Origin of the sequence: Hymenobacter roseosalivarius DSM 11622 (assembly GCF_900176135.1) — a bacterium.
Lineage (GTDB): Bacteria > Bacteroidota > Bacteroidia > Cytophagales > Hymenobacteraceae > Hymenobacter > Hymenobacter roseosalivarius.
This window is the reverse complement of sequence record NZ_FWWW01000100.1, coordinates 70,235-92,915: the sequence shown is the minus strand read 5'-3', so window position 1 is coordinate 92,915 and position 22,681 is coordinate 70,235. Positions and strand designations below refer to the sequence as shown.

Genomic DNA, 22,681 nt, shown 5'->3' with positions numbered 1-22,681 from the left:
AGTCAGGTGCGGGACATTGCCAACGTGGCCACGGCCGTAGCCAAAGGTGACCTGAGCCAAAAAATAACGGTAGACGTGAAAGGGGAGCTGCTACAGCTCAAGCAGAACCTGAACCAGATGGTGGACTCGCTGAACCTGTTCGCCGGGGAAGTAACCCGCGTGGCGCTTGATGTGGGCACCGAAGGAAAACTTGGTGGTCAGGCCAATGTGCCAAGTGTCAGCGGTACGTGGAAAGCGTTGACCGATAACGTAAATACGATGGCCTCGAACCTGACGAGTCAGGTGCGGGACATTGCCAACGTGGCCATTGCCGTAGCCAAAGGTGACCTAAGCCAGAAAGTATCAGTAGACGTCAAAGGCGAGCTGCTGGATTTGAAGGACAACATCAACCGCATGGTGGACTCCTTGAACATCTTCGCTGGCGAGGTAACCCGTGTGGCGCAGGAAGTAGGTACCGAGGGAAAACTCGGGGGCCAGGCCAATGTGCCGAGCGTGAGTGGAGTATGGAAAGACCTGACCGACAACGTAAATACAATGGCCTCAAACCTCACCACGCAGGTGCGGGGACTGGTAAAAGTAGTAACAGCTGTTTCGCAGGGTGACTTGACTCAAAAACTCACCCTTGATGCAAAAGGTGAGGTAGCAGAGCTAGCCGACACCATCAACCGCATGGTGGACGACCTGAACCGCCTGGCAGTGGAAGTTAGCCGGGTGGCCAAAGTAGCCGGGGTAGAAGGTAAGCTGACCGAGCGGGCTACCGTAGGCGGCGTGAGTGGTTCATGGAAAGAACTTGTAGATACACTTAACGAGCTGCTCGAATCCATTGCCTCTCCGGTGCTGGAAGTAAGCCGCGTAGTGCGAGCCATTTCCGAAGGCGATCTGACCCAGCGCGTAGAAGTGCCTACCGCCGGCGACATCATGGCTATGTCCAATGCCTTGAACCTGGCTGTTGAGAACCTCAACGAGCTGCTGGGTGAAATCAACGATTCATCACAGGTAGTAGGGACCTCATCGGAGGAAATGGCCGGCAAAGGTCAGGAGATGAGCCGCGTAACGGTTGACGTAGCTTTGGCTATGCAGCAAATGGCGGAAGGCGCTCAGAATCAGGCCTTGAAAACCGACCAAGCCTTTAAGCTGATCGAGGAAATTATGCAGGCCACCAAGGAAACGGCGGGTAAAGCAGACGTGGTGAACAAAGCCGCTATCCTGGGTGAGCAAACCTCTCAGCTTGGTCTTAAAACGGTGGCTGAGGTGGTAAAAAACATGGAAGAAATTTCCAATGCTGCCGCCCAAACGTCCAAGACTATTGAAGTACTAAGTACCCGCAGCCAGGAGATCAGCAAGTCGCTGGGAGTAATCACGGACATTGCTTCCCAAACCAACCTGCTGGCTTTGAACGCGGCTATTGAGGCAGCCCGAGCTGGTGAGGCTGGTCGAGGCTTTGCGGTCGTAGCCGAAGAGATACGCAAGCTGGCCGAAGGCTCACGCAAATCAGCCAGTGAAATAGCTACGCTGGTAGACGACGTACGCAAGGATACGAGCTCAGCTGCTACGGCTATCTCGACCATGGAAGGCCGGGTATTAAAAGGTAAAAACGCGACGTTCGAAGCTAGCTCCGCCTTTAAAAACATTGCGACGAGCAGCGGCGAAACGCTGCGTACTTCCCGCGACATTCTCACGGCTACCGAAGTGCAGAAAATCAGTATTGGGGACGTAGTAAAGTACGTGGAGGAAGTGGTAGCCATCGCGGAGCAAACTGCCTCGGGCACGCAGCAAGTGGCAGGCACTGCTAAGCAGCTATCGACTTCTATGCAGGAGCTGACGGCCTCCAGCCAGAAGCTGACTGATATTGCGGACGATCTACAAGTTGGCTTGTCGGCCTTCCAGCTGATGGAGTATATGGAACCAGAGCCCGAGCCTGAGCCCCGTCGTGGCCGCCAACGCTTAACTCAGATGACACCGCCTCGCAATGGACACGCAGTTCCGGCTAAGCCAGCCCTCCCTCAACCGGAGCGGCCTGTTCGACGCGCTGACGTTGCCCAACCGTTGACGAAAGCTCAGCCAGCCAGACCCGCACGGGGGGGCAAATCAGCAGAGGCTCCTGCTACAGAGAAGGCTGCAGCACGGCGTCCGGCACCCGTAAATGGGAAAGTAGCGGAGCCACAGCCGACAAATGGAGCCGAGAAAAAAACGCCAAAAGCTCGGGCTAAAGCCAAAGCCAATTAATTCCTGTTAGGTCTATTTCCAAGCATGCTACTAATCCGAATGGACAGTAGCAAGCCTATACTAACCTTATGCATGCCTGAAATAGAGTCGAGTAACGAAAAGAAAGTTGTTAAGCAGCAAGCGCTTATTCAATTAATCGTGTTCCGGCTGGGACGCGAAGAGTATGGTATTCGCATTGAGCAGGTAAAGGAGGTAACTGTTACCCCAGAGATTGCGCGCATGCCCAAAACGCCCCCCTTCGTAAAAGGAATAGCCAATCTGCGCGGCGATATTATCGCCATTATTGACTTAGAGGAGCGATTTCAATTGCGCTCAATTACGGAGGCGTTGCCGGCCACTACCTACACCTTAGCGATTGAGGCCAAGGACTATACGATTGGACTAGTGGTACGCGAAGTGCCGCAGCCGTTATCGATTCCGGTTTCAATCATCGAGAAAGCCCCTGAATTTATTCAGGACGCCAACATTCAGGACAAATACATTGAGGGAATTGCTAAGCTGGACGGTCGCATTATTATTGTGCTCGATATGCTGAAGCTCCTCACCCCGACGGAAATAATGCAGCTCCAACCGAAAGCTTAATCTTAGTGCGTGGTGCCCCGTATAAGGGCTAACACTGCTGTTCTGCTTATCCTCCGTCTTTTTCTTCTACTGATACTACTTTTATGAAAAACCGCATTCTCATCGTTGACGACTCCTTTTATATGCGCACGATGCTAAAGAATATGCTTACTGATGCTGGCTACGAGGTGGTAGGGGAGGCCGCGAATGGCCAGCAGGCACTGGAGATGACCAGCGCTACCAATCCTGATCTGATTACGCTCGACGTTATCCTGCCGGATAATACGGGCCTTGATGTTTTGAAGGGCATTCGGCAGGTAAATCCTACCGTAAAAGTGGTTATGTGCAGTGCGGTAGGGCAGGAAATTATTGTGAACGAGGCGCTTGAAAGCGGTGCTTCAGCTTACATCGTGAAGCCTTTCTCCGAGGAAAAAGTGCTCGAGATTGTAGGTAGTGCTTTACAAAACTCAGAGGAAACCGACGTATAAGGTGAGCATGGCCCCCAGGGCACATGTTTACATATCCGCTCTGCTTTCTTACTCCGCGCTTCCACCTATTTCGTGCCCGCTTTACCCGTCTCTTTTACTGTTCTGCTTGGTAAGCTTCCCGCTTTAGTGCGACTGGAGTTGACGCGCCTATTGCAAGCCCAGCCCAACTGCCTATTGCTGGGTTCAGCTTGCAACGCTGATGAGTTGGTAATTATGGCTCGAAGGCTTCGGCCGACACTAGTGATTCTGGACGAACACGACCTGCCGGATCTGGAGCGACTGCATCGACAGCATGCTTGTCCGGTACTTTTTTACGCTGCGGGCACCCCTTTACCGGGTATGATGCGCGAAGCTGCTCGCTGGGGAATTTATGATTACATCGTCCCCCTAAAATTAGGCGCTGAACAGGCTTTTCGGCTGGCGGTACTCCAGCAGCTTCGCGGCGCCCCAACCATGTCGCGGACAGCCACTTTTAGTAGCCCGCTACGCCATGTCGTGAGTGCTCAGCCCCAAAACCTGACTGTGATTGGGGCTTCCACAGGAGGGATTATGGCTGTAGAGCAACTCGTGCACGCTCTACGTCCCGCTCTGCCGTGCACTTTGCTGATTGCCGTGCATTTGCCCGCGCACTTTGCCATCTCATTCGTTAAGCGCTTACAGCGTCTGACCCCGCTGCCAGTAAAAATTGGCACCGTGGGCATGCCTCTGGAAGAAGGGCAGATTATCATAGCTCCTGGGGGGCAAAATATGGTAATAAAATCTGTGCAACGCGGGCCTTGGCGGGTATGGCAGATTGACCTTAGCTCTAAACCAAACCTATCGGCTGATGACCCATCTATTGATGTGCTTATGCGTTCGGCTGCCAAAGTGGCTGGCCCGCAGGTATTAGGTATAGTTCTAACCGGGCTAGGACACGATGGAACCTTGGGTGCTCAGGCTATTCGGGCACAGGGAGGCAGGGTCATCGTGCAAAGCCAGGAGTCGGCCGCGGTATTTAGCATGCCTGGCTCCGTGATTCGGGCCGGATACGCTAACGACGTGTTGCCGCTGGAGCAAATCGCAGAAGTCATAAATCAGCGTGCGACGCTGCCGGTTCCGGCCGTCCGTTTTTCTCCACCTCTAGCGACCGTTAGCTGATGAAGTCACGGGAACAGGAGTACCGGGAAATATTTATGGCCGAGGCACTCGAATATTATGACGCCATGAGCCGTCATATCAGCGAGTTGGAGAAAAATCCGGAAGATATCCCCGCCCTGAATGAGCTTTTTCGGCTCATGCACAATCTCAAGTCCAACGCGCGGGCGATGGGCTACAACCAGATTGGCGAAGTCTCGCATGAGATGGAAACCATATTTGGTTTGATTAGAGACAAAGAGAAAGCCTTCACCGGCACGGTCGTTCCCGTGCTGTTTACTGGCGTTGATACGTTGGGGGCCATGATTCGGGCCGTTGGGGAAGAGGCCGAAATGCCCCCCGCCGAGGATTTGCTCGCAAACCTTGAGCGTTTGGTGCTAGGGGAGGAGCCGATCCTGATTACTGCCGAGTCGGATACTGATGAGGACGCCGGCCGCAAGCTGGAGCTATCGGACCTGGTGTATATTCAGATCAAAAAGCTGGACCACCTGCTCAATTTAGTAGGTGAGCTAATTATCGACCGTGACCGGATTATGACGCTTGGCGGCGAGATTGGGCATCCGGCCCTACAGGCGGCGGCCTCACATCTGTTTCGTATTACCGACGAGCTGCAGTATAGTGTGATGGACGCGCGTCTGGTAAACGTTGGTTCGCTTTTCAATAAGTTTCCCCGCGTGGTTCGTGACGTAGCTGCTGCCGAGCAAAAAGAAGTAGCCCTGAAGCTGGAAGGGCAGGACATTCAGATTGACCGAAATATCCTGCAAATCATTACCGACGCTCTGCTGCATTTAGTTCGCAACGCTATTGCCCACGGTATTGAAACGCCCGACGAGCGCCAGCGGGCCAATAAGCCCGCCGCCGGGCGTCTGACGCTATCTGCTCAAACGGAGCGTGACGATGTACTGATTCGGGTGGTCGATGATGGCCGCGGGATTGATGTAGAAGGGGTGCGGCGCAAGGCAGTAGAGCGCGGCTTGGTAAGAGCTGACGCGGCTGCTCACCTCGATGCGAATGCGGTACGGGCCTTCCTGTTTGAGCCAGGCTTTTCTATGGCAAAGGAAGTCACTGAGATTTCGGGCCGGGGCGTAGGCTTAGATGTGGTGAAGCTGGCGATTGATTCGCTGGGGGGGCAAATACGGGTTGAGTCGGAGTTGGGCCAGGGAACCGTATTCACCCTGGTGCTGCCCACCTCGATTGCCGTAAAAGGAGCGCTGTTGTTTGAATTGGAGGAGCGTAGCTACGCCATTCCACTCATGCACACCGATTCGGTGGTAGCCCTGGAACCCGACGAGCTACATGTAGTAGGTGGGACGCTGCTGGCCCGTATTCAGGAAGAAAATGTGCCGATAGTGAATCTGCGGACGTTGCTGCATAGTGGCGACGGGCCGCTGCCGCCTGCCGCGCGCGACGAGCTGGTGGGCCGTCAGCGCATTATCATTGTGGATTACAATAATCGTAAGCTGGGTTTGATCGTTGATCGTTTTTTGCGTCAGCAAGATATTGTGATCAAGCCCATGAGTAAACCGTTGGATACCATTGACTTATTTGGAGGTGTGACGCTACTGGGCAGCGGACATGTGTGCCTCGTGCTCGATGTGCCAGCATTAACTCGACTATTCTTGGCCAAACGACCTTAAATCACGTATTGCAGATTTCGAAACTGCCTATAGTGGCTTTTTCGTACCAACTGACTGACTTGTATGTATTTGCACATGACGGAACTGGAGCGGGACATTATTCGGGAAATCCTGAATATTGGCTTGGCTCGCGCCGCCGATTCTTTCGCCTCTATTGCTCAGGAAACCGTGTTATTGGAGGTGCCAAGCCTTGATTTGGTGCCCGGTACCAGTATTCTGGAGCGAGTAAAAGTGTACGAGAAAGACCATGTCGTTATCCAGTCCGATATAAAGGGCGAATTCAATGGCTCGACGCTGATGTTCTTCTCCGGGCAGCATGTGCAGCGCCTGTCGCGTGTGTGTTTGCGTCTGTCGAAGCCTGAATCGGTCGAAATTGACGAATTGCAGGAGTCGTTGTTGCTTGAGATTAGCAACATTATCACGGGCGCTCTGGTAACGCAGCTGGCTAACATCCTGAAAGCTAATATATATGGCGCGCCGCCCATTGCGCCAAAAGGCCACCTCGATACTTCCCTGACCAGGTTGGTAGCGCAGAATCCGCTATATCAACCTATGGTTTTCTCGGTCATCACGCATTTCTCAGACAAAAAGTACTCGGTTGAATTACCGCTGATGCTGTTCTTCGACCGCGAAACTTTCGTCAAGATCCTGGAGATCATTCGGACCTACGACTTTCTGAACGGTCAGCAAGCCACGCATTAATCATTCCCTAAGGGGAAAAGCTGTCATTTTTGGTAGATATCGACTATCGCGGATTTCTGATCGCGGCTGGTTGGACCACCCGAAATGACAGCTTTTTTTATTGCATTAGGCAGACAGCTCAGACGCCCTGAGTCAGCCTGAAGAACAGCGTTTTTTGATAGCGTCGCCCTGACGCTTCACTTACATATTTCTTTTTCTAATCCGTTTGTTATGTCGAACGCACGTTCATCAAATCTTGAAAAGAAGCTCGCCTCATTCGATCCCAATGCCTTGGGCGATACCGCGGGGGGCATTTTTGGCTTGCCCTTCACCGTAGAAGAGGCGCAGGTAGTGGTGGTGCCGGTGCCGTGGGAGGTTACGGTTTCGTATCGGGCAGGCACGGCGCTAGGGCCGGCTGCTATCCGGGAAGCCTCCCTGCAAGTAGACCTTTACGATCCGGATATCGCGGATGCCTGGCGCCTGGGCCTGGCCATGGAAGACGAAGACGAAAGCTGGGCCGCGGAAAGCCGCGAGCTACGCGAGCAGGCTGCTGGCTATATCAGCTGGCTCGAAGCGGGTCAGCCTGCCGAAAAAGCCCCCCAGCATGCCACCGCCACCGCCGAAGCTACCGTTCGTGGAAAAGCACTCCTGAACTGGCTTAAGCAAAAAGCCGGGGCTTACCTCGACGCGGGTAAGGCGGTAGCCGTATTAGGCGGTGACCACAGCACTCCCTTAGGCTACATTCATGCGTTGGCTGAACGCCACGAGGAGTTCGGTATTCTGCAAATCGATGCCCATTGCGACCTGCGCCCGGCCTACGAAGGCTTCGAATACTCGCACGCGTCCGTCATGTATAATGCGCTACAGTTGCCGCAGGTAAAAAAGCTGGTGCAGGTAGGAATCCGTGATTTTTGCCAGCAGGAAGCCGAACTGGCCGAGCGCAGCAATGGTCGCATCATCATGTTTGCGGAGCGTTTCCTGCGGGAAGAGCTTTTTGCCGGCAAATCTTGGCGGAAGGAGTGCAAGAAAATTATCGCTCAGCTACCCCAAAAGGTGTATCTGAGCTTCGATATCGACGGCCTCGATCCGAAGCTTTGCCCCGGCACCGGCACGCCCGTTCCCGGTGGGTTGGAGTTTGAGGAAGCCCTGTACCTGATTCGGATGGTCGTGCGCTCGGGCCGCGAAATCATCGGCTGCGACCTGAATGAAGTAGCCCCCGGCGATACTGACTGGAATGGAATTGTGGGGGCCCGTCTGCTGTATCAGCTCTGCAACTGGATGGCGGTCTCGCAGGGGCGCATTGCTGCCCGCGACATGAAGAAAGTGGAAGACGAGGACTAGTGGCCTAACACTGCCCGCGTTTTTGCGTACCGTAATCCGACTCCCGACTGGGGGTCGGATTTTCTTTGTTCATTCATCTTTTTGCCTCTATGGGATTTCTACTCAAATTCATTCTCACCGCCATTGTCACCTATGCCCTGGCTTACTTTCTGCCTGGTGCTCACCTCGATGGTTTTGGTGATGCCCTATTGCTGGTGCTGGTGCTGGCGGTGCTAAATGCTGTGTTAAAGCCCATCCTTAAAATTCTGGGCTTTCCCATTACCGTACTTACGCTGGGGTTATTTCTACTCGTTATTAATGCCGTAATCGTGCTCCTGGCCGATTGGGTGCTACCCGGCTTCAAACTGGATGGCTTCCTGGCGGCTTTGCTTTTCAGCGTCGTGTTGTCGCTGGTAACGAGCGTCATTGACATGGTCATTGATTAAGAGTAACTCAATAGGTCACAGAAAAGCCCCCCGGAAAGTCTCTGGGGGGCTTTTCTATGGTCAAAGACTCTCTGCATTACAGCCTCTTTATTTGAGCCCCCAGTGCGTTCAGGCGTTTATCAATAAACTGATATCCCCGATCAATCTGCTCCACGTTGTCGATCACGCTGCGTCCGTCGGCGGAAAGGGCCGCGATAAGCAGCGCTACCCCGGCCCGAATGTCGGGCGACGTCATGCTGATACCATGCAGGCGGGTGCGTTGATCGAGGCCAATAACGGTAGCCCGGTGCGGGTCGCAGAGAATGATTTGCGCGCCCATATCAATGAGCTTATCAACGAAGAACAAGCGTGACTCAAACATCTTTTGGTGAATGAGAACCGTGCCTTTTGCCTGGGTAGCTACTACCAGAATAATGCTGAGCAAATCAGGTGTGAGGCCCGGCCACGTATGATCCGATACCGTCAGGATGCTGCCATCCAGATAAGTAGCAATCTGATAGTGGTCCTGCGCGGGAATAAAAATGTCATCGCCCCTGAATTCCAACTGAATACCCATCTTGCGGAAGGTATCCGGAATAAGGCCTAGCTCCTGAATCTGCGCGTCTTTGATCGTGATTTCGGAGCCTGTCATGGCCGCTAGGCCGATAAAAGAACCAATTTCTATCATGTCCGGCAACATGCGGTGCTCCGTGCCGCCGAGGCTTTCCACGCCTTCAATGGTGAGCAGGTTAGAGCCGATACCGTTGATTTTGGCCCCCATACGCACCAGCATTTTGCACAGCTGCTGCAAATAAGGCTCGCAGGCAGCGTTATAAACGGTGGTGATGCCATCCGCTAGGACCGCGGCCATCACAATGTTGGCGGTGCCCGTCACGGAAGCTTCGTCGAGCAGCATATAAGTGCCCTGCAACTTACCCTCGGTACGGATGCGGTAAAAATCGTTGCCTTCCAGGGTCAATTTGCCCCCCAGCTTCTGCAAGCCCAAAAAGTGCGTATCCAGCGGACGACGGCCAATTTTGTCGCCGCCTGGTTTAGGCAATTGGCACTGGCCAAAGCGTGCCAGCATAGGACCCAGAATCATAACTGAACCGCGTAGGGCGCGGCCTTGGGCTACGAATTGCTCTGAGTCGAGGTATTCTAAGTTTACGCTGTCAGCCTGAAATACGTAGGTATCGGTGGCGAGCTTCCCCACCTTTACGCCCATATCCCGCAGTAGCTCAATGAGCTTGTTTACATCGCGGATATCAGGAATGTTGCTAATCGTAACTGGCTCATTGGTAAGCAGTACGGCGCACAAAATCTGGAGTGCTTCGTTTTTTGCCCCCTGGGGTATAATCTCGCCTTTAAGCGGGTGTCCGCCAATTACTTCAAAAGAGGCCATCAAAAAAAGAATTAGAATTTAGGAGCTAAGAATTGGGAGCCGGGGCTAAAATTCTTGGTCTGGAATTTCAACTCCGACTTCAGATTCCTTGCTTCTACAAAAATTACTGAGGAGGCTGCTGTGGTTCCTGCCGCTTTTTGCCTCCGCGGCGCTGCTTGTCGCGCCGGTTGCCGCCACCACTGCTGCCCCGACGGGCGTCGCGGTCGTTGCGGTCGTTGCGAGGCTGGGGTACGATGAAGGGCACCGGCCGGCCGTTGGTGGCAAACTCAAAGAGGTTCTGCGCGTCAACCTGAACTGGGTCAAGCTCTAATCTGCCCCCCGAAAGCTCTTTTAAATGCTTCAGGATAGTTATATCCTTCGCATTCTCCTTGCTGTAGGAGCGGTACAGGAACTTCATGGTTCGCCCAATGGCAATAGTGGCCTGCTCCCGCTCTGCTGGGTCTTCCAGCGTGAGGGCTTTGGCAATCATATCCTCTACGCTGCGGCCATAAGCCTTGAGCTTAGGCGATTTGCTGGGATAGGGCACCCGCTTCGGCTGCTGGTGCAGCTGGGCAAGGCTGGTGAGCGGGAACGGGCTATCTACGTCTAGGTCCTCATCGGCCATTTCATAGAGATGATTCCATACTTTCTGCTGAGCGTCAGGCTGGTCACGCAAGTTGGCATTCAAGCGAAAGATCAGCTGCACTATCTGATGAGCCCGGCGCGTGCGCTCAGCCTTATCTTCGATAGTCCGCAGGGTCTGCACGAGTTGAAAGGTGCTCTGGCCGTATTCGCGCTGGAGCAGCTCGTGCTTATGAGGGGAGGGGAGAGACATGGGGGAAATTAAAAAAAAGAAGATTCAGAGCCTTTGCGTACTCTGTGGTGGGTACTAAATGCAGCTAATTAGCTCAGCACCCGCAATTTGGCAAAACTCAGCAACAACGTCTTCTCGCCGACCTCTTCAAACTGAATAATGGCCTTGGTAGAGCCAGCCTGCGTTTCGAGCTTGCTCACCGTGCCGAAGCCAAACTTGGGGTGTTCTACCCGCTGCCCGGTCGCTAAGTTGGAAGTATCGGAGGGTTGAAAATCGGCCGAAGGCTTGTAGCTGGTAGCTACCGTTTTACGCGGAGCGGGCGGAATTAGGTTACTGCGCCGCTCCAATACGTGCCCAAATGGCGACTCCCCACTGCCCGGACCCGCCGAGAACTTGAAATCTACGAATTGCGGATCGATTTCGTCTAAAAAACGACTTTTCTCACAACTCCGCAAGTTGCCCCACTGGTAGCGCGAGGTGGCGTAGCTGAGCGTCAGCTTCTTCTCAGCCCGCGTGATGGCCACGTAAAACAGCCGCCGCTCCTCCTCCAGATCAGCCCGCGAGGTAATCATCATCTGGCTCGGAAACAGGTTCTCCTCCATTCCCACGATGTACACGTTGCGAAACTCCAGACCCTTGGCCGAGTGAATCGTCATCAGCGTCACGGCCTCACCATCCTGCTGGGCGTCCTTGGTGTCAGCATCGGTGACGAGGGCAATATCCTGCAGGAAGGACGCCAGCGACTTATCGTCGCGCTCCGGGTCTTCGGTGTAGGCTTTTATGCCGTTCAGCAATTCCTGAATGTTCTCGTAGCGCGAGAGACCCTCGATGCTTTTATCAGCGTACAATTCCTCAATCATGCCCGAGTTTTTGGCAATGAACTTGGCCGCCTCAAACGCGTCTTCCTTGCCCGCCACCACGGCGTAGCTCTTGATCTGCTCCGCGAACTGAGTAATGGCTCCTGATACGCGCGCGCCCAGAAACGAGGCTGCGTTGGCCACCACTTCCCACAGCGTGTGGTTGGTTTCCTCGGCCGTGGTGATAAGCTTGCTCACCGTCGTGTCGCCGATGCCGCGCTTGGGGTAGTTGATGACACGGCGCAGGGCCTGCTCGTCGTTGGGGTTTACCGTCAGGCGCAGATAAGCTACCAAATCCTTAATTTCTTTCCTTTGGTAGAAAGAAAGGCCCCCCACGATCTTATACTTGATGTTCAGCTTACGCAACGCCTCTTCCATGGCCCTGCTCTGGGCATTGGTGCGGTAGAGAATGGCAAAGTGGTCGTACGACAAGTGCAGGTTCATCTTGTCCTCGAAGATGGAGTTAGCAATCAGCTTGCCTTCTTCATTATCGGAAGATGCCTTGAGCACTTCGATCAGCGTACCTTCCTCGTTTTCGGAGAAAACGTCCTTGCGCAGCTGGGCTTTGTTGTTCTTAATGACCGAGTTAGCGGCCTTCACGATGTTCTTGGTAGAGCGGTAGTTCTGCTCCAGCTTGAACACTTCCAGCTCCGGGTAGTCCTTCTCGAAGTTGAGAATATTGGTAATATCGGCCCCCCGGAAGGCGTAAATGCTCTGCGCGTCGTCGCCGACCACGCAGATATTGCGATCCTTGGCCGCCAGCTTGCGCGTAATCAGGTACTGCGAGTAGTTCGTGTCCTGATACTCGTCCACCATCACGTACTTGAAGATGTGCTGGTACTTGTTCAGCGCCTCCGGGTGGTCTTTGAATAAAACGTTGGTATTAAACAGCAGGTCGTCAAAGTCCATGGCACCCGCCTTAAAGCACCGCGACTGGTACTGCTGATAAATCACGCCGATTTTTGGGCGCAGCGCCGCTTCATCGTCCTGCTTGATAACCGGGTCGCTCAGGTACTGCTGCACCGAAATCAGCTTGTTCTTAGCTGAGGAAATGCGCCCCAGCACCATACTGGGCTTGTAGAGCTTGTCGTCCAGGTCCAGCTCCTTCACGATCTGCGACACCAGCGTCTTGGAGTCCTGGGTGTCGTAAATGGTGAAGTGGCGCGGGAAGCCGATTTTCTCGGCCTCGGAGCGCAGGATGCGGGCAAAAATACTGTGGAAAGTACCCATCCACACGTTCTTAGCTTCCGGGCCCACTACTTTTTCAATGCGGGCGCGCATTTCCTTGGCCGCCTTATTGGTGAAAGTCAGGGCCAGGATGTTGAATGGGTCGACGCCTTTCTCAAGTAAATGCGCGATGCGATACGTCAATACACGCGTTTTGCCGGAACCAGCACCGGCTATAATCATGCAGGGGCCTTCCGTTTGCAGCACGGCGGCGGCCTGCGAGGGGTTCAGGAGGGAGTGATAATCTAAGGCCATTCTTTCAAGTAAACCGGCTCGTTGGCGAAGCGGCAAAGGTAAGGTTTTGCCCCCCAGGAAACCAGAGAGCCGACGTTTGGGGTTATCTTTGTCAATCCACTTCTCCCGGCGCTTTGCTTATTGGTTGGCTTACCACCTTTTACCGGAGTGGCGCGCCTAAAAAAGCCCCCCGCGAGATCCTGCGCGTATACCCATGATTATTATCCAGAACACCGTCATCTCCGATGACGTTCGCGACAATTTCTTTGTTTGTAATCTCGAAGCCTGCAAAGGTGCGTGCTGCGTAGAAGGTGACCTGGGTGCACCTTTAGAAGAGGCTGAGTTGACAATTCTGGAGGCGGAATACGCCAGCATCAAGCCCTTTCTTACTGAAGCCGGTCAGCAGGCTATCGAACAGCAAGGACTTTACATCAAGGATTGGGAAGGCGATTTCAGCACAACCACCATCAACGACCGGGAGTGTGCCTACGCGCTCTATGACGAGCGCGGTATTTTAAAGTGTGGCATCGAGCAAGCATATTTGGCCGGCGCCACTAGCTTCAAGAAGCCGATCAGCTGCCATTTGTACCCCATTCGAATCAGCAAGTACGAGGGTTTTGAAGCCTTGAACTACGACCGTTGGGGTATCTGCAATCCTGCCTGCGCCTTCGGTGCCGATTTGGGCGTACGGGTTTATCAGTTTCTTAAAGAGCCACTTATTCGTAAGTATGGGGAAGAATGGTACAGTGAACTAGTGCAGGAAATAGAGAATTCTACCTTATAGTTAACAAAAAGCCCCCTTGTACAGGGGCTTTTTGTTGCTAGGCGGGTTAGCCGATCAGGCTAAACAGTCGAAAAGTCAAACGTATCCAGGAATGCTGTCGTGAAGTTGCCATCCTTAAAGCTTTGATTATCCATCAGAGCTAGGTGAAATGGAATAGTAGTTTTTACGCCTTCCACTACAAACTCACTCAGCGCCCGCTTCATTTTCACGATGCATTCTTCCCGGGTCTGGGCAGTAGTAATAAGCTTGGCAATCATCGAATCGTAATTCGGCGGAATGGTGTAGCCAGCGTACACATGCGTGTCTACCCGTACCCCATGACCGCCAGGGATGTGCAGCGTCGTAATCTTGCCTGGGGCCGGGCGGAAGCCGTTGCGCGGATCTTCAGCATTGATGCGGCACTCCATGGCGTGCATCTTGGGCTCGTAGTTGTTGCCCGAAATGGGCACGCCGGCCGCCACTTTTATCTGCTCCTTGATCAGATCGTAGTTGATGATTTCCTCCGTCACGGGGTGCTCCACCTGAATACGGGTGTTCATCTCCATGAAATAGAAGTCCCGGTTTTTGTCTACTAAAAACTCAATCGTACCTACTCCTTCGTAGCGAATAGACTTGGCTCCGGCTACGGCGGCATTACCCATTTTCTTACGCAGATCTTTGGTCATGAAAGGAGAAGGAGCCTCTTCTACCAGCTTCTGGTGCCGGCGCTGAATGCTACAGTCACGCTCAGAAAGGTGAGCGGCGCGGCCAAACTGGTCCCCAACAATTTGAATCTCAATATGGCGCGGCTCTTCCACAAACTTTTCGAGGTAGATACCATCGTTGCCGAAGGCGGCTTTGGCCTCCGTGCGGGCATCGTGCCAGCCTTTCTCCAGCTCCTCATCGGTACGGGCTACGCGCATACCCCGCCCACCGCCACCAGCCGTCGCCTTCAGAATAACCGGATACTTAATCTTATGCGCAATTTTCAGCGCATCCTGTAAGGAATCCAACAGCCCTTCTGAACCAGGAATGGTGGGAACTCCGGCTTTTTTCATGGTCGCTTTAGCCGAAGCCTTGTCGCCCATGCTGTTGATCATTTCAGGCGAAGCACCGATGAACTTTATACCGTTTTCCTGACAAATACGCGAAAATTCTGCGTTTTCCGACAGGAAGCCATAGCCAGGATGAATGGCGTCAGCGTTGGTGATTTCGGCCGCTGCGATCAGGGTTGGGATGTTTAGGTACGACTGGGCGCTAGGAGGAGGACCAATACATACAGCCTCGTCGGCGAAACGTACGTGAAGGCTTTCCTTATCAGCAGTGGAGTAGACGGCTACCGTTTTGATACCCATTTCTTTGCATGTGCGAATAATGCGCAAGGCAATTTCACCCCGGTTAGCAATCAGTATTTTTTTAAACATGATGAGTAGATTCTGGGAGCAAATAATTTGATGGACCTGATTGAAACAGAAAGGTCTTGGTAGCTAAGGATAGTAGTGCGCGTCATCCGACTCGCTCAGAACCTAAGCTACCAAGACCTCAAGGCCCAAAAATTACATTGGCTCAATCAGGAACAGGGGCTGATCGTATTCTACGGGAGAAGAGTTCTCTACTAACGCCTTCACAATACGACCGGAAGCTTCGGCTTCAATCTCATTGAACAGCTTCATGGCTTCAATGATACAAATGACCTGACCCTTTTCGACCATGTCGCCTACGTTCACGAAAACTGGGGACTCGGGGCTGTTAGATCGATAGAAAGTGCCAATCATGGGGGCCTTCAGGGCCTGATAATTGGCCTCAGAGGTCTCGCTAGCGGTGGCAGCGGGCGCAGGAGCAACCGGGGTGGGCGCAGATGCAGAGGCGGCAACCGGCGCTGGGGCCTGAGGCACTACGGCCGGTGCCGACGCGGACATTGATGAGCTGATAACCGGCTTATAGCTGGGGTCGCGCTGCACGGAGATCTTAAACTCCTCAGTCTCAATGTTGACTTTGTTCAAGCCCGATTTTGCGATAAAATCGAGCAGTTCCTGTAGTTCTTTGGCTTTCATAGCAGGCTGCTTCTGCGGCGACTTATTTAACTCTTTCGACATAGGAGTAGTCGCGGGTATCCACGCGAATTTTTTCGTCCTGGCTGATAAACAAGGGTACCTGAATACGGGCGCCTGTTTCCACTGTTGCGGGCTTTAGCGTGTTAGTGGCAGTATCGCCCCGCAAACCAGGCTCGGTGTACGTTACTACCAGTTCCACTGTAGTTGGCAATTCAGCTGTGAGAGGCAATTCCGTCTCGGCGTGGAATAGAATGGTTACTTCCTGGCCATCCTTCAGCAAATCGGCGAAGGGCACCATTGCTTCGGGTAGCGTGACCTGCTCAAAATCTTCCTTGTTCATGAAGTTGAAGCCATATTCATCCTTGTACAGGAATTGGTGAGGGCGCTGCTCCACTCGTGCTGTTTCTACCTTCACGCCGGCGTTAAAGGTATTATCAATCATGCGGCCTGTTTTGATGTTGCGCAATTTGGTGCGCACAAAAGCGGGACCCTTACCAGGTTTCACATGTTGAAACTCGGTAATAACGTGCAATTCGTTGTTGTAATTCAGGACGAGGCCGTTACGGAAGTCTGCGGTGGTGGCCATTTTTTAGGTGCTGTCGTTAAAGGTTAAAGGCTGAACGCGTATCGCTGGATTGCTCAAAAAATGTCGTAGTCGGAATCTACTCAATCGCTAACGTAACAAGCTCAGCATTTCCGAAAGTGCAAGTATAGAGGTTTTCCGCGGGCAGTTAGCTAATCAAGCTATTTACTGGCTAGGTTTGGCGTCGTACGCCCATTTGAGGTATAACGACCCCCAAGTGAAGCCTCCGCCAAATGCGGCAATAATGAGGTTGTCCCCTTTGTGTAATTGGCTCTCGTAATCAGCCAGGCAAAGCGGAATGGTGCCGTTAGTGGTATTGCCATAGCGATGGATATTGAGCATTACCTTCTCAGGGCCAACACCCATGCGGTGAGCTGTCGCGTCAATTATGCGCTTGTTGGCCTGGTGTGGTACCAGCCAGGCTACATCATTGGCCGTGAGCTGATTACGCTCCATTACTTGAGCGGCTACATCAGCCATGTTTTTCACTGCAAATTTGAACACTGTCGCTCCTTCCTGGTACACGAAGTGTTCCCGGCCCGCAAGGGTTTCTGCTGAGGGCGGGCGGCGGCTCCCCCCTGCCTTTTGATGCAGAAACGGCTCGCCATTGCCGTCGGAGCAAAGCTGTTGATCAAGTAATCCTAGGCCATCAGTAGTTGGCTCTAAGAGAACCGCACCAGCCCCATCGCCAAAAATAATGCAGGTAGAACGGTCAGTATAGTCAATTATGCTCGACATTTTGTCGGCACCTACTACTATAACCTTTGTATACGTGCCGGTTTGAATAAACTGAGCACCGGTAGCCAAAGCGAACATAAAGCCCGAACAGGCAGCCTGCATGTCGTAGCTGAACGCTTTTTTGGCCCCCACAGCCGCCGAAATGATATTAGCGGTGGCAGGAAATACAAGATCTGGAGTAGTAGTAGCGCAAATAATCAGGTCAATATCCTCGGCTCGTGTGCCAGTCTTCGCTAGTAATTGCTCGACGGCCTTTATCCCCATAACGGAGGTGCCTTGTCCTTCGCCTTTCAAAATGTGCCGCTCTTGTATGCCTGTGCGACTCACGATCCACTCCTCGGTAGTATCCACCAGGGTTACAAGTTCCTTATTGGTGAGTACGTAATCGGGCACATAGGCACCCACTCCGGTAATAGCGGCAGTTATTTTCATCGAGAAAGACGAACGAAGGCGGCAAAAAAAGTCCGGCTCTGGCCGGACTTAGTCTTTAAGATTTAAAGGTGCTCTTGATTTGGTCTGAAATGCCCGACTCGACCATTTTGTAACTCTGTAAGAGCATATTGCAAATGGCCAGTGGCGTACTCACTCCGTGCCCAATGATGGCATTATCATTTATGCCCAGGATAGGGCTGCCACCAAAAGCCTCATAATTGAAGTTGTCGAAGAAGGGGTCATGCATCTTCTTCTCATTCAGAATCTCATAAATGGATTCTGCCATCTTCAATATTACGTTGCCTGTATAACCATCGCAGATAATTACATCGGCTTTGGAGTTGAAAAGGTCACGCCCCTCAATATTGCCGATAAAATGCACATGCGGATTTACCTTCAATAATTGGTGGGCGGCCTGGGTCAAGGTTGTGCCTTTCCCTTCTTCCTCACCCAGATTCATCAAACCCACTTTAGGGGTTTCAATGCCCAGCACGTAGTGTGCATAGAGCGAGCCCAATTCGCCGAATTGCTCCAGCATCTCAGGTTTGCACTCCGCATTGGCTCCCACGTCTAGCAAAACGCCTTGCTCGCCTGATAGCTTCGGTACGAAGTTGGCAATAGCTGGCCGCAATACGCCGGGCACCGCTTTTACGCTGAACATGGCACCTACGAGCATCGCCCCTGTGCTACCGGCTGAGCAGAATGCATCTAACTCGCCAGCGTGCAACATCCGATAACCCACGGCAATGCTGGAATCCTGCTTTTGCTGGTAAGCCTTGGCAGGATGCTCACCCATCGCGATTACTTGCGTGGCCGGGATAAATAGGAGGTCGGCGGCGGCGGCACCGTGCTGTTGGAGCAAAGGGCGCACGGCCTCTTCCTGGCCGATGAGCACAATCTGAGCCGCACCGTTTAGCTGTTGGGCAGCCATTACGGCACCATCGACGGCAGCCTGGGGGGCAAAATCGCCCCCCATTGCGTCCAGGGCTATCTTCATGTACAGGAAATCAAGGGGAGTACGGAGTCGAAAAGGCGGGCTGGCAGGCGGATGCTGCCAGCAAAGTGAGGCTTATTCTTCGTCCTCGGTTGGGGCAGCGGCAGCGGCGACAGGAGCGTAGTCCTTTACTGCTATTTTGCCGTGCAGATACAAGTCGCCTTCTACTACGTACGCCTTGTGGCGCAGGTGCGTCTCGCCAGTAGTCTGGCAGATGGAAATAGCCTTGGGAGTGAGCTTGTCGTGGGTGCGACGCTTGTCGCGGCGGGCTTTGGAGGTTCGGCGCTTAGGATGTGCCATGGAAAATTATGAAAGTTGAATGTGAATTTAAAAGGGAGAAAGTCGAATAGATGGGTAAGCTTAATTAAGATTCCGTAGCGCATCCCAACGTGGGTCGGAATTGTCTTCGTCCTCATCGTCGGCCTGACGAGTCGTGAAGATGAGCTTTGCGTCAGCATCTGGGTTATCGTCGGGCTCGTTCTGAAAGCGCGGATGCAGCTTTTTCATCGGAATTGCCAGCCCAATGTAATCGAACAAGTGCTGAGCAATAGGGAGGGTTTGGGTATCGGGCGTGATTTGCAGCACGTCGTCGTCTAACTCCAAGTACTGATCCCCAAAGCGCACGCGCAGCTGGTGGCGCACATCAATGGGTTGATCAAAATCTTCCAGGCTTCGGTCGCAGATGAGGCGCACGGTGCCCTTAATGTGAAAGTCGAGCGTCAGCAGCAGATCCGTTTTGGTCAGCTCCACGTCAGCGTGAAGGTGGCCATCCTGAATTAGCTGTTGATCAAACTGTTCGAAAAACGCTCTGCCTAGCTCAAACGCAAAATGGTGCGTTTTGGGGGCCAGCTTAGCAATAGCTAAGTCATATTGCGAGTCCTTCTTCACGGTTGAGATGTATAGCAGGGGGCAAAAGTAGGAAGATTTCGCCGTTTTTTAAAGCTGGAGGCAGTATCGGGGGACTAAGCGTTTTTAAGAATGAAATCAGATGGGATGCCGAGTCGCTCGTAAAGGCGTTTGGCCAGATCGAGCGTAACACGGCGCTTACCACTTAGAATCTGGGAGAGACGTCCGGCAGGTACTTCCAGTAGTTGCGCCAAATCTTTCTGCTTGAGCCGCATTTGCTGGCGTTTGAGTTCTATCATCTCAGCCAGTGAGGTCGGCAGATTTGGAATGGGTAGCAGCCCTAACTTGCCTTCATAGGTGTCGATGCTCAGGATCAACTCCCGAAACTCGGCCTCCAGCGCAGCGTTGCCCTCCACTCCGGCGGTTGCCAGCGCATCAAGGCGGCGCAGGGCAATGCGGTAATCTGTAGGAGTTTGAAGCACCATGAGAACCAGATAAAAGCAAAACGGAACCGAACTGGCTCCGCTTATTTCTTCGGCAAACTTACGGCTGAATTTTAAAAGAACAAATTATATTTCGTTTATAGAAAGAAAATTTCGATATGATAATGGTCGGTCGGCTTATTAATAGAAAAACCAGAGCAATTTGGTTGGTGGTGCAGTTCACAAAAAAGCCCCCCAGATCAGTGCTGGGGGGCTTTTGCTTGGTAACTACCGGCGCTTTTCCACTGCCAGTCCTTGCCGTTGGTGAACCAAGTCGCAGGCTAGATAAAGTGCTTCCCGGAACGAGGTTTCATCCGCTTTGAATGTGCCTGCCAGGCCGTAAGCAGTGCCGTGGTCGGGGGAGGTGCGCACGATGGGCAGGCCGGCCGTGAAGTTGACGCCCCGCTCGAAGGCCAGCGTTTTGAACGGAATCAAACCTTGATCGTGATACAAAGCCAGGGTTGCGTCGAACTGGTGGTATTGGCGAGTACCGAAGTAGCCGTCGGCAGGGAAGGGGCCATATACCAGTTGGCCTTCCCCCAGAAATTGCTGGATGACGGGCGTAACGATATCGGCTTCTTCGGTGCCTAGCAAACCTTTTTCCCCAGCATGTGGGTTCAGGCCCAATACAGCTACCCGTGGCTTTTGAATCCCGAAATCCTGGCGCAGGGAAGTGAGTAGAATGCGCAGCTTCTTCGTTAAAAGCTCCTTTGTTACTCTACTTGAAACGTCTTTTAGTGGAATGTGACCTGTAACGGTGGCCACGCGCAGGTCTTCACTTACCAAAAACATCAGACTCTCGGGAGCCCCGAAAAAGCTGGTCAGAAACTCGGTGTGGCCGGGGTAGCGGAAATCATCGGCTTGGGTGTTCTCCTTGCTGATAGGGGCCGTCACGATGCCATCAAGCAGGCCGTCTTTTAAGTCGCGGCAGGCGGCCAGCAATGACTGCCGGGCGGCTGCGCCGCTGGCCGCGCTGGGCTGACCAGGCGTTAGTGCAAAGTCTTCATCCCAGCACGTAACCGCGTTAGGCTTGCCGGTGGCTATATCGGCGGCGGCCCGCACCTGGCGAAAAGTCAAGGGCTCGCCACGTTCCTCCGTTGGAAAATCGTCGAAAAGCACCGTGGCCGTGCCGTACACTACCGGCGTGCAGTACTTTAGCAGGCGCACGTCGCGCAAGGTTTTATAAATGATTTCGGGTCCGATACCGGCGAGGTCGCCGACAGAAATGCCGAGGCGGGGCAGTTGGGACATGGGCAGGAGCTAGCGAATGGAGAGGATTAGGTTCCTCGTCTGAGTAAGTAAAGAGAAGGGTGAAACGCGTTAATACGTGTTTTTCAAAAACTCATATAGCAGCCGCACGCTGGTGCCAGTGCCGCCTTTACCCCGGTAGCTGTCGGGGCCAGTGAGAAAAGCGGGGCCGGCGATATCAAGGTGAATCCAGGGCGTGCCTTCGATGAAACGCTCCAAAAATTTACCGGCCGAAATGGCACCGGCTTCAGCTTTGCCCAGGTTGTTGATGTCGGCAATATCAGACTTGATATGCTCGGCGTACTCGTCCCAAAGCGGCAGCTCCACGATGCGCTCGTGGGTGCGGTGGCCCGCTTGCTTAAGCTGAAGCATGCGCTCATCGCCAGCGGTGCCCATTGCTACAAGACCTTCTTTGCCAACAGCGCGAGCCGCTGCACCAGTAAGCGTAGCAATGTCGAAAACCAGCTCCGGCTCATATTTACGGGCGAAGCTGAGAGCATCGGCTAAAATCAGGCGGCCCTCAGCATCCGTGTTCAGGACTTCAACCGTAAGACCGCTGTGCATTTCGAGTACGTCGCCGGGCACGAAGGCTAAGCCCCCCGGCCGGTTGTCGGTGGCGGGCACCAAACCGATTACGTGCAGTGGTATTTTATTTTTGGCCAGCGCGTACAGCACACCCGTTACGGCCGCGCCGCCCGCCATGTCGCACTTCATCATGTCCATGGAGTTGGGCGTAGGCTTCAGACTCAGGCCACCCGTATCGAACACCACACCTTTGCCCACGAGCACGTAGGGCTTCTCGTTTTTGGCCCCCTCCGGCTTATACTCCATGATAGTGAAGGTGGGCGGCTCGGGGCTGCCCATGTTCACGGCAATGAGCCCGCCCATGCGCAGGGCCTCGATGCGGGCCAGGTCCAGAATGTCGGTATGGAAACCGGCTTCCTCACCCGCGGCGGCCATGCGTTCGGCAAACTGGATAGCATTCAGGCGGTTGAGCGGCTCATTGATAAAGTCGCGGGCCAAACATACGCCTTGGAGCAGTCCTTCCAACTCCTGCACTGATTCGGCTTGCAGAGTGACCCCCACAAGGGTTACATTCGTCAGAGAGGCATTCTGACGCGACTTCTCGTCCGTTTTATACCCCGCAAACTGATAAGCCGTCAGGTAGATGCCTTCGGCCAGCGGTAGGGCACCAGTGCCATCCGTCGTCAGATCCTGAATGTTCAGCTCGGCTACTTTATCAGCTTTAAGCGCAGCGTGCAGTTTATGGCCAGCCTTGCGCAGATCCTCCGCTACCAGCTCGGGGGTGGCTTTGGTAGCGGCTACTACAAAGTAATGGCGATGTGAAAAGTGATTGAGGGTGATGAGCTTGCTATCAGCGGCGAGCTGCTCGTTTACATAGTTCCGGGCCGCTTCCGGGAGGTCGGTGAGCGCGGCGGGGGGCAATTCACGGGTACCAGTGGGCAGCACAAAAACGGTGTCGGTGCCGGCGGGCACCGTGGAAGCGTACGTGAGTTGGAGGGCCATAAACAGCAGGAGGGCAGAGGTGAAAAGCA

The 22,681-nt window shown here is 53.6% G+C and carries 22 protein-coding genes; 9 read left to right on the top strand and 13 right to left on the bottom strand.

What is annotated here, in order from left to right; translation table 11 throughout:
- The 8 genes from B9A24_RS19800 to B9A24_RS19765 form a co-directional block, all read left to right on the top strand.
- A partial coding sequence (locus tag B9A24_RS19800; RefSeq protein WP_143435098.1) for a methyl-accepting chemotaxis protein occupies positions 1-2,226 on the top strand: 2,226 nt, incomplete at its 5' end.
- A 72-nt stretch (positions 2,227-2,298) separates the two neighbouring features.
- The gene (locus B9A24_RS19795) at positions 2,299-2,808 is read left to right on the top strand and encodes a chemotaxis protein CheW (RefSeq protein WP_084447753.1); all 510 of its coding nucleotides are present in this window, start codon (positions 2,299-2,301) and stop codon (positions 2,806-2,808) included.
- Positions 2,809-2,891: 83 nt separating this feature from the next.
- On the top strand, positions 2,892-3,275 hold the full coding sequence (locus B9A24_RS19790) for a response regulator (protein ID WP_084447752.1): 384 nt from the start codon (positions 2,892-2,894) through the stop codon (positions 3,273-3,275).
- 213 nt (positions 3,276-3,488) lie between these two features.
- Complete coding sequence (locus B9A24_RS19785; protein WP_143435096.1) at positions 3,489-4,412, top strand: CheB methylesterase domain-containing protein; 924 nt, start codon at positions 3,489-3,491, stop codon at positions 4,410-4,412.
- Positions 4,412-6,046 carry a chemotaxis protein CheA gene (locus tag B9A24_RS19780; RefSeq protein ID WP_084447750.1) on the top strand — a complete coding sequence of 545 codons (1,635 nt, stop codon included), beginning with the start codon at positions 4,412-4,414 and terminating at the stop codon, positions 6,044-6,046. The genes B9A24_RS19785 and B9A24_RS19780 overlap by 1 nt, the downstream gene beginning before the upstream one ends.
- 63 nt (positions 6,047-6,109) lie before the next feature.
- On the top strand, positions 6,110-6,748 hold the full coding sequence (locus B9A24_RS19775) for a chemotaxis protein CheC (protein WP_234997547.1): 639 nt from the start codon (positions 6,110-6,112) through the stop codon (positions 6,746-6,748).
- Between the two features lie 210 nt (positions 6,749-6,958).
- Complete coding sequence (locus tag B9A24_RS19770; RefSeq protein ID WP_084447749.1) at positions 6,959-8,068, top strand: agmatinase family protein; 1,110 nt, start codon at positions 6,959-6,961, stop codon at positions 8,066-8,068.
- Between the two features lie 89 nt (positions 8,069-8,157).
- Positions 8,158-8,493: a phage holin family protein gene (locus B9A24_RS19765; RefSeq protein ID WP_084447748.1), complete on the top strand. Its 336-nt coding sequence runs from the start codon at positions 8,158-8,160 to the stop codon at positions 8,491-8,493.
- 76 nt (positions 8,494-8,569) lie between these two features.
- On the opposite strand, the gene murA is transcribed toward B9A24_RS19765, so the two are convergent.
- From murA to B9A24_RS19750, 3 genes are all read right to left on the bottom strand, one after another.
- Positions 8,570-9,874, bottom strand: a complete 1,305-nt coding sequence (gene murA / locus B9A24_RS19760) for a UDP-N-acetylglucosamine 1-carboxyvinyltransferase (RefSeq protein WP_084447747.1) — start codon at positions 9,872-9,874, stop codon at positions 8,570-8,572.
- Positions 9,875-9,977: 103 nt separating this feature from the next.
- Positions 9,978-10,688: a DUF4290 domain-containing protein gene (locus tag B9A24_RS19755; protein WP_084447746.1), complete on the bottom strand. Its 711-nt coding sequence runs from the start codon at positions 10,686-10,688 to the stop codon at positions 9,978-9,980.
- Between the two features lie 68 nt (positions 10,689-10,756).
- Complete coding sequence (locus B9A24_RS19750; RefSeq protein WP_084447745.1) at positions 10,757-13,006, bottom strand: ATP-dependent helicase; 2,250 nt, start codon at positions 13,004-13,006, stop codon at positions 10,757-10,759.
- A gap of 193 nt (positions 13,007-13,199) precedes the next feature.
- On the opposite strand from B9A24_RS19750, the gene B9A24_RS19745 reads away from it, so the two are divergent.
- Positions 13,200-13,769, top strand: a complete 570-nt coding sequence (locus B9A24_RS19745) for a DUF3109 family protein (RefSeq protein WP_084447744.1) — start codon at positions 13,200-13,202, stop codon at positions 13,767-13,769.
- Positions 13,770-13,828: 59 nt separating this feature from the next.
- Here B9A24_RS19745 and accC read toward each other — a convergent pair whose 3' ends face one another.
- From accC to B9A24_RS19695, 10 genes are all read right to left on the bottom strand, one after another.
- The gene (accC, locus tag B9A24_RS19740; RefSeq protein WP_084447743.1) at positions 13,829-15,172 is read right to left on the bottom strand and encodes an acetyl-CoA carboxylase biotin carboxylase subunit; all 1,344 of its coding nucleotides are present in this window, start codon (positions 15,170-15,172) and stop codon (positions 13,829-13,831) included.
- Positions 15,173-15,304: 132 nt separating this feature from the next.
- On the bottom strand, positions 15,305-15,802 hold the full coding sequence (gene accB / locus B9A24_RS19735) for an acetyl-CoA carboxylase biotin carboxyl carrier protein (protein WP_084447742.1): 498 nt from the start codon (positions 15,800-15,802) through the stop codon (positions 15,305-15,307).
- A gap of 22 nt (positions 15,803-15,824) precedes the next feature.
- The gene (gene efp, locus B9A24_RS19730; RefSeq protein WP_084447741.1) at positions 15,825-16,388 is read right to left on the bottom strand and encodes an elongation factor P; all 564 of its coding nucleotides are present in this window, start codon (positions 16,386-16,388) and stop codon (positions 15,825-15,827) included.
- 162 nt (positions 16,389-16,550) lie between these two features.
- Positions 16,551-17,555: a beta-ketoacyl-ACP synthase III gene (locus tag B9A24_RS19725; protein ID WP_084447740.1), complete on the bottom strand. Its 1,005-nt coding sequence runs from the start codon at positions 17,553-17,555 to the stop codon at positions 16,551-16,553.
- Positions 17,556-17,610: 55 nt separating this feature from the next.
- Positions 17,611-18,552 (bottom strand): phosphate acyltransferase PlsX, encoded by a 942-nt coding sequence (gene plsX, locus B9A24_RS19720; RefSeq protein ID WP_084447739.1) that lies wholly within the window; start codon positions 18,550-18,552, stop codon positions 17,611-17,613.
- Positions 18,553-18,624: 72 nt separating this feature from the next.
- Positions 18,625-18,849: a 50S ribosomal protein L32 gene (gene rpmF / locus B9A24_RS19715; protein WP_084447738.1), complete on the bottom strand. Its 225-nt coding sequence runs from the start codon at positions 18,847-18,849 to the stop codon at positions 18,625-18,627.
- A 60-nt stretch (positions 18,850-18,909) separates the two neighbouring features.
- Positions 18,910-19,437: a YceD family protein gene (locus B9A24_RS19710; protein WP_084447737.1), complete on the bottom strand. Its 528-nt coding sequence runs from the start codon at positions 19,435-19,437 to the stop codon at positions 18,910-18,912.
- A 74-nt stretch (positions 19,438-19,511) separates the two neighbouring features.
- Positions 19,512-19,880, bottom strand: a complete 369-nt coding sequence (locus B9A24_RS19705; protein ID WP_084447736.1) for a helix-turn-helix domain-containing protein — start codon at positions 19,878-19,880, stop codon at positions 19,512-19,514.
- A 225-nt stretch (positions 19,881-20,105) separates the two neighbouring features.
- Entirely contained in the window at positions 20,106-21,128 is a 1,023-nt protein-coding gene (gene pdxA, locus B9A24_RS19700; protein ID WP_084447735.1) for a 4-hydroxythreonine-4-phosphate dehydrogenase PdxA, read from the bottom strand.
- A 69-nt stretch (positions 21,129-21,197) separates the two neighbouring features.
- A complete protein-coding gene (locus B9A24_RS19695; protein ID WP_084447734.1) occupies positions 21,198-22,652 on the bottom strand; it encodes a leucyl aminopeptidase family protein in 1,455 nt (484 codons plus the stop codon).
- Positions 22,653-22,681 lie beyond the last annotated feature (29 nt).

Coding starts and splice junctions, on each gene's coding strand:
- B9A24_RS19795 (WP_084447753.1), top strand. CDS start 2,299: ATGCCTGAAATAGAGTCGAGTAACGAAAAGAAAGTTGTTAAGCAGCAA.
- B9A24_RS19790 (WP_084447752.1), top strand. CDS start 2,892: ATGAAAAACCGCATTCTCATCGTTGACGACTCCTTTTATATGCGCACG.
- B9A24_RS19785 (WP_143435096.1), top strand. CDS start 3,489: ATGGCTCGAAGGCTTCGGCCGACACTAGTGATTCTGGACGAACACGAC.
- B9A24_RS19780 (WP_084447750.1), top strand. CDS start 4,412: ATGAAGTCACGGGAACAGGAGTACCGGGAAATATTTATGGCCGAGGCA.
- B9A24_RS19775 (WP_234997547.1), top strand. CDS start 6,110: ATGTATTTGCACATGACGGAACTGGAGCGGGACATTATTCGGGAAATC.
- B9A24_RS19770 (WP_084447749.1), top strand. CDS start 6,959: ATGTCGAACGCACGTTCATCAAATCTTGAAAAGAAGCTCGCCTCATTC.
- B9A24_RS19765 (WP_084447748.1), top strand. CDS start 8,158: ATGGGATTTCTACTCAAATTCATTCTCACCGCCATTGTCACCTATGCC.
- murA (WP_084447747.1), bottom strand. CDS start 9,874: ATGGCCTCTTTTGAAGTAATTGGCGGACACCCGCTTAAAGGCGAGATT.
- B9A24_RS19755 (WP_084447746.1), bottom strand. CDS start 10,688: ATGTCTCTCCCCTCCCCTCATAAGCACGAGCTGCTCCAGCGCGAATAC.
- B9A24_RS19750 (WP_084447745.1), bottom strand. CDS start 13,006: ATGGCCTTAGATTATCACTCCCTCCTGAACCCCTCGCAGGCCGCCGCC.
- B9A24_RS19745 (WP_084447744.1), top strand. CDS start 13,200: ATGATTATTATCCAGAACACCGTCATCTCCGATGACGTTCGCGACAAT.
- accC (WP_084447743.1), bottom strand. CDS start 15,172: ATGTTTAAAAAAATACTGATTGCTAACCGGGGTGAAATTGCCTTGCGC.
- accB (WP_084447742.1), bottom strand. CDS start 15,802: ATGAAAGCCAAAGAACTACAGGAACTGCTCGATTTTATCGCAAAATCG.
- efp (WP_084447741.1), bottom strand. CDS start 16,388: ATGGCCACCACCGCAGACTTCCGTAACGGCCTCGTCCTGAATTACAAC.
- B9A24_RS19725 (WP_084447740.1), bottom strand. CDS start 17,555: ATGAAAATAACTGCCGCTATTACCGGAGTGGGTGCCTATGTGCCCGAT.
- plsX (WP_084447739.1), bottom strand. CDS start 18,552: ATGAAGATAGCCCTGGACGCAATGGGGGGCGATTTTGCCCCCCAGGCT.
- rpmF (WP_084447738.1), bottom strand. CDS start 18,849: ATGGCACATCCTAAGCGCCGAACCTCCAAAGCCCGCCGCGACAAGCGT.
- B9A24_RS19705 (WP_084447736.1), bottom strand. CDS start 19,880: ATGGTGCTTCAAACTCCTACAGATTACCGCATTGCCCTGCGCCGCCTT.
- pdxA (WP_084447735.1), bottom strand. CDS start 21,128: ATGTCCCAACTGCCCCGCCTCGGCATTTCTGTCGGCGACCTCGCCGGT.
- B9A24_RS19695 (WP_084447734.1), bottom strand. CDS start 22,652: ATGGCCCTCCAACTCACGTACGCTTCCACGGTGCCCGCCGGCACCGAC.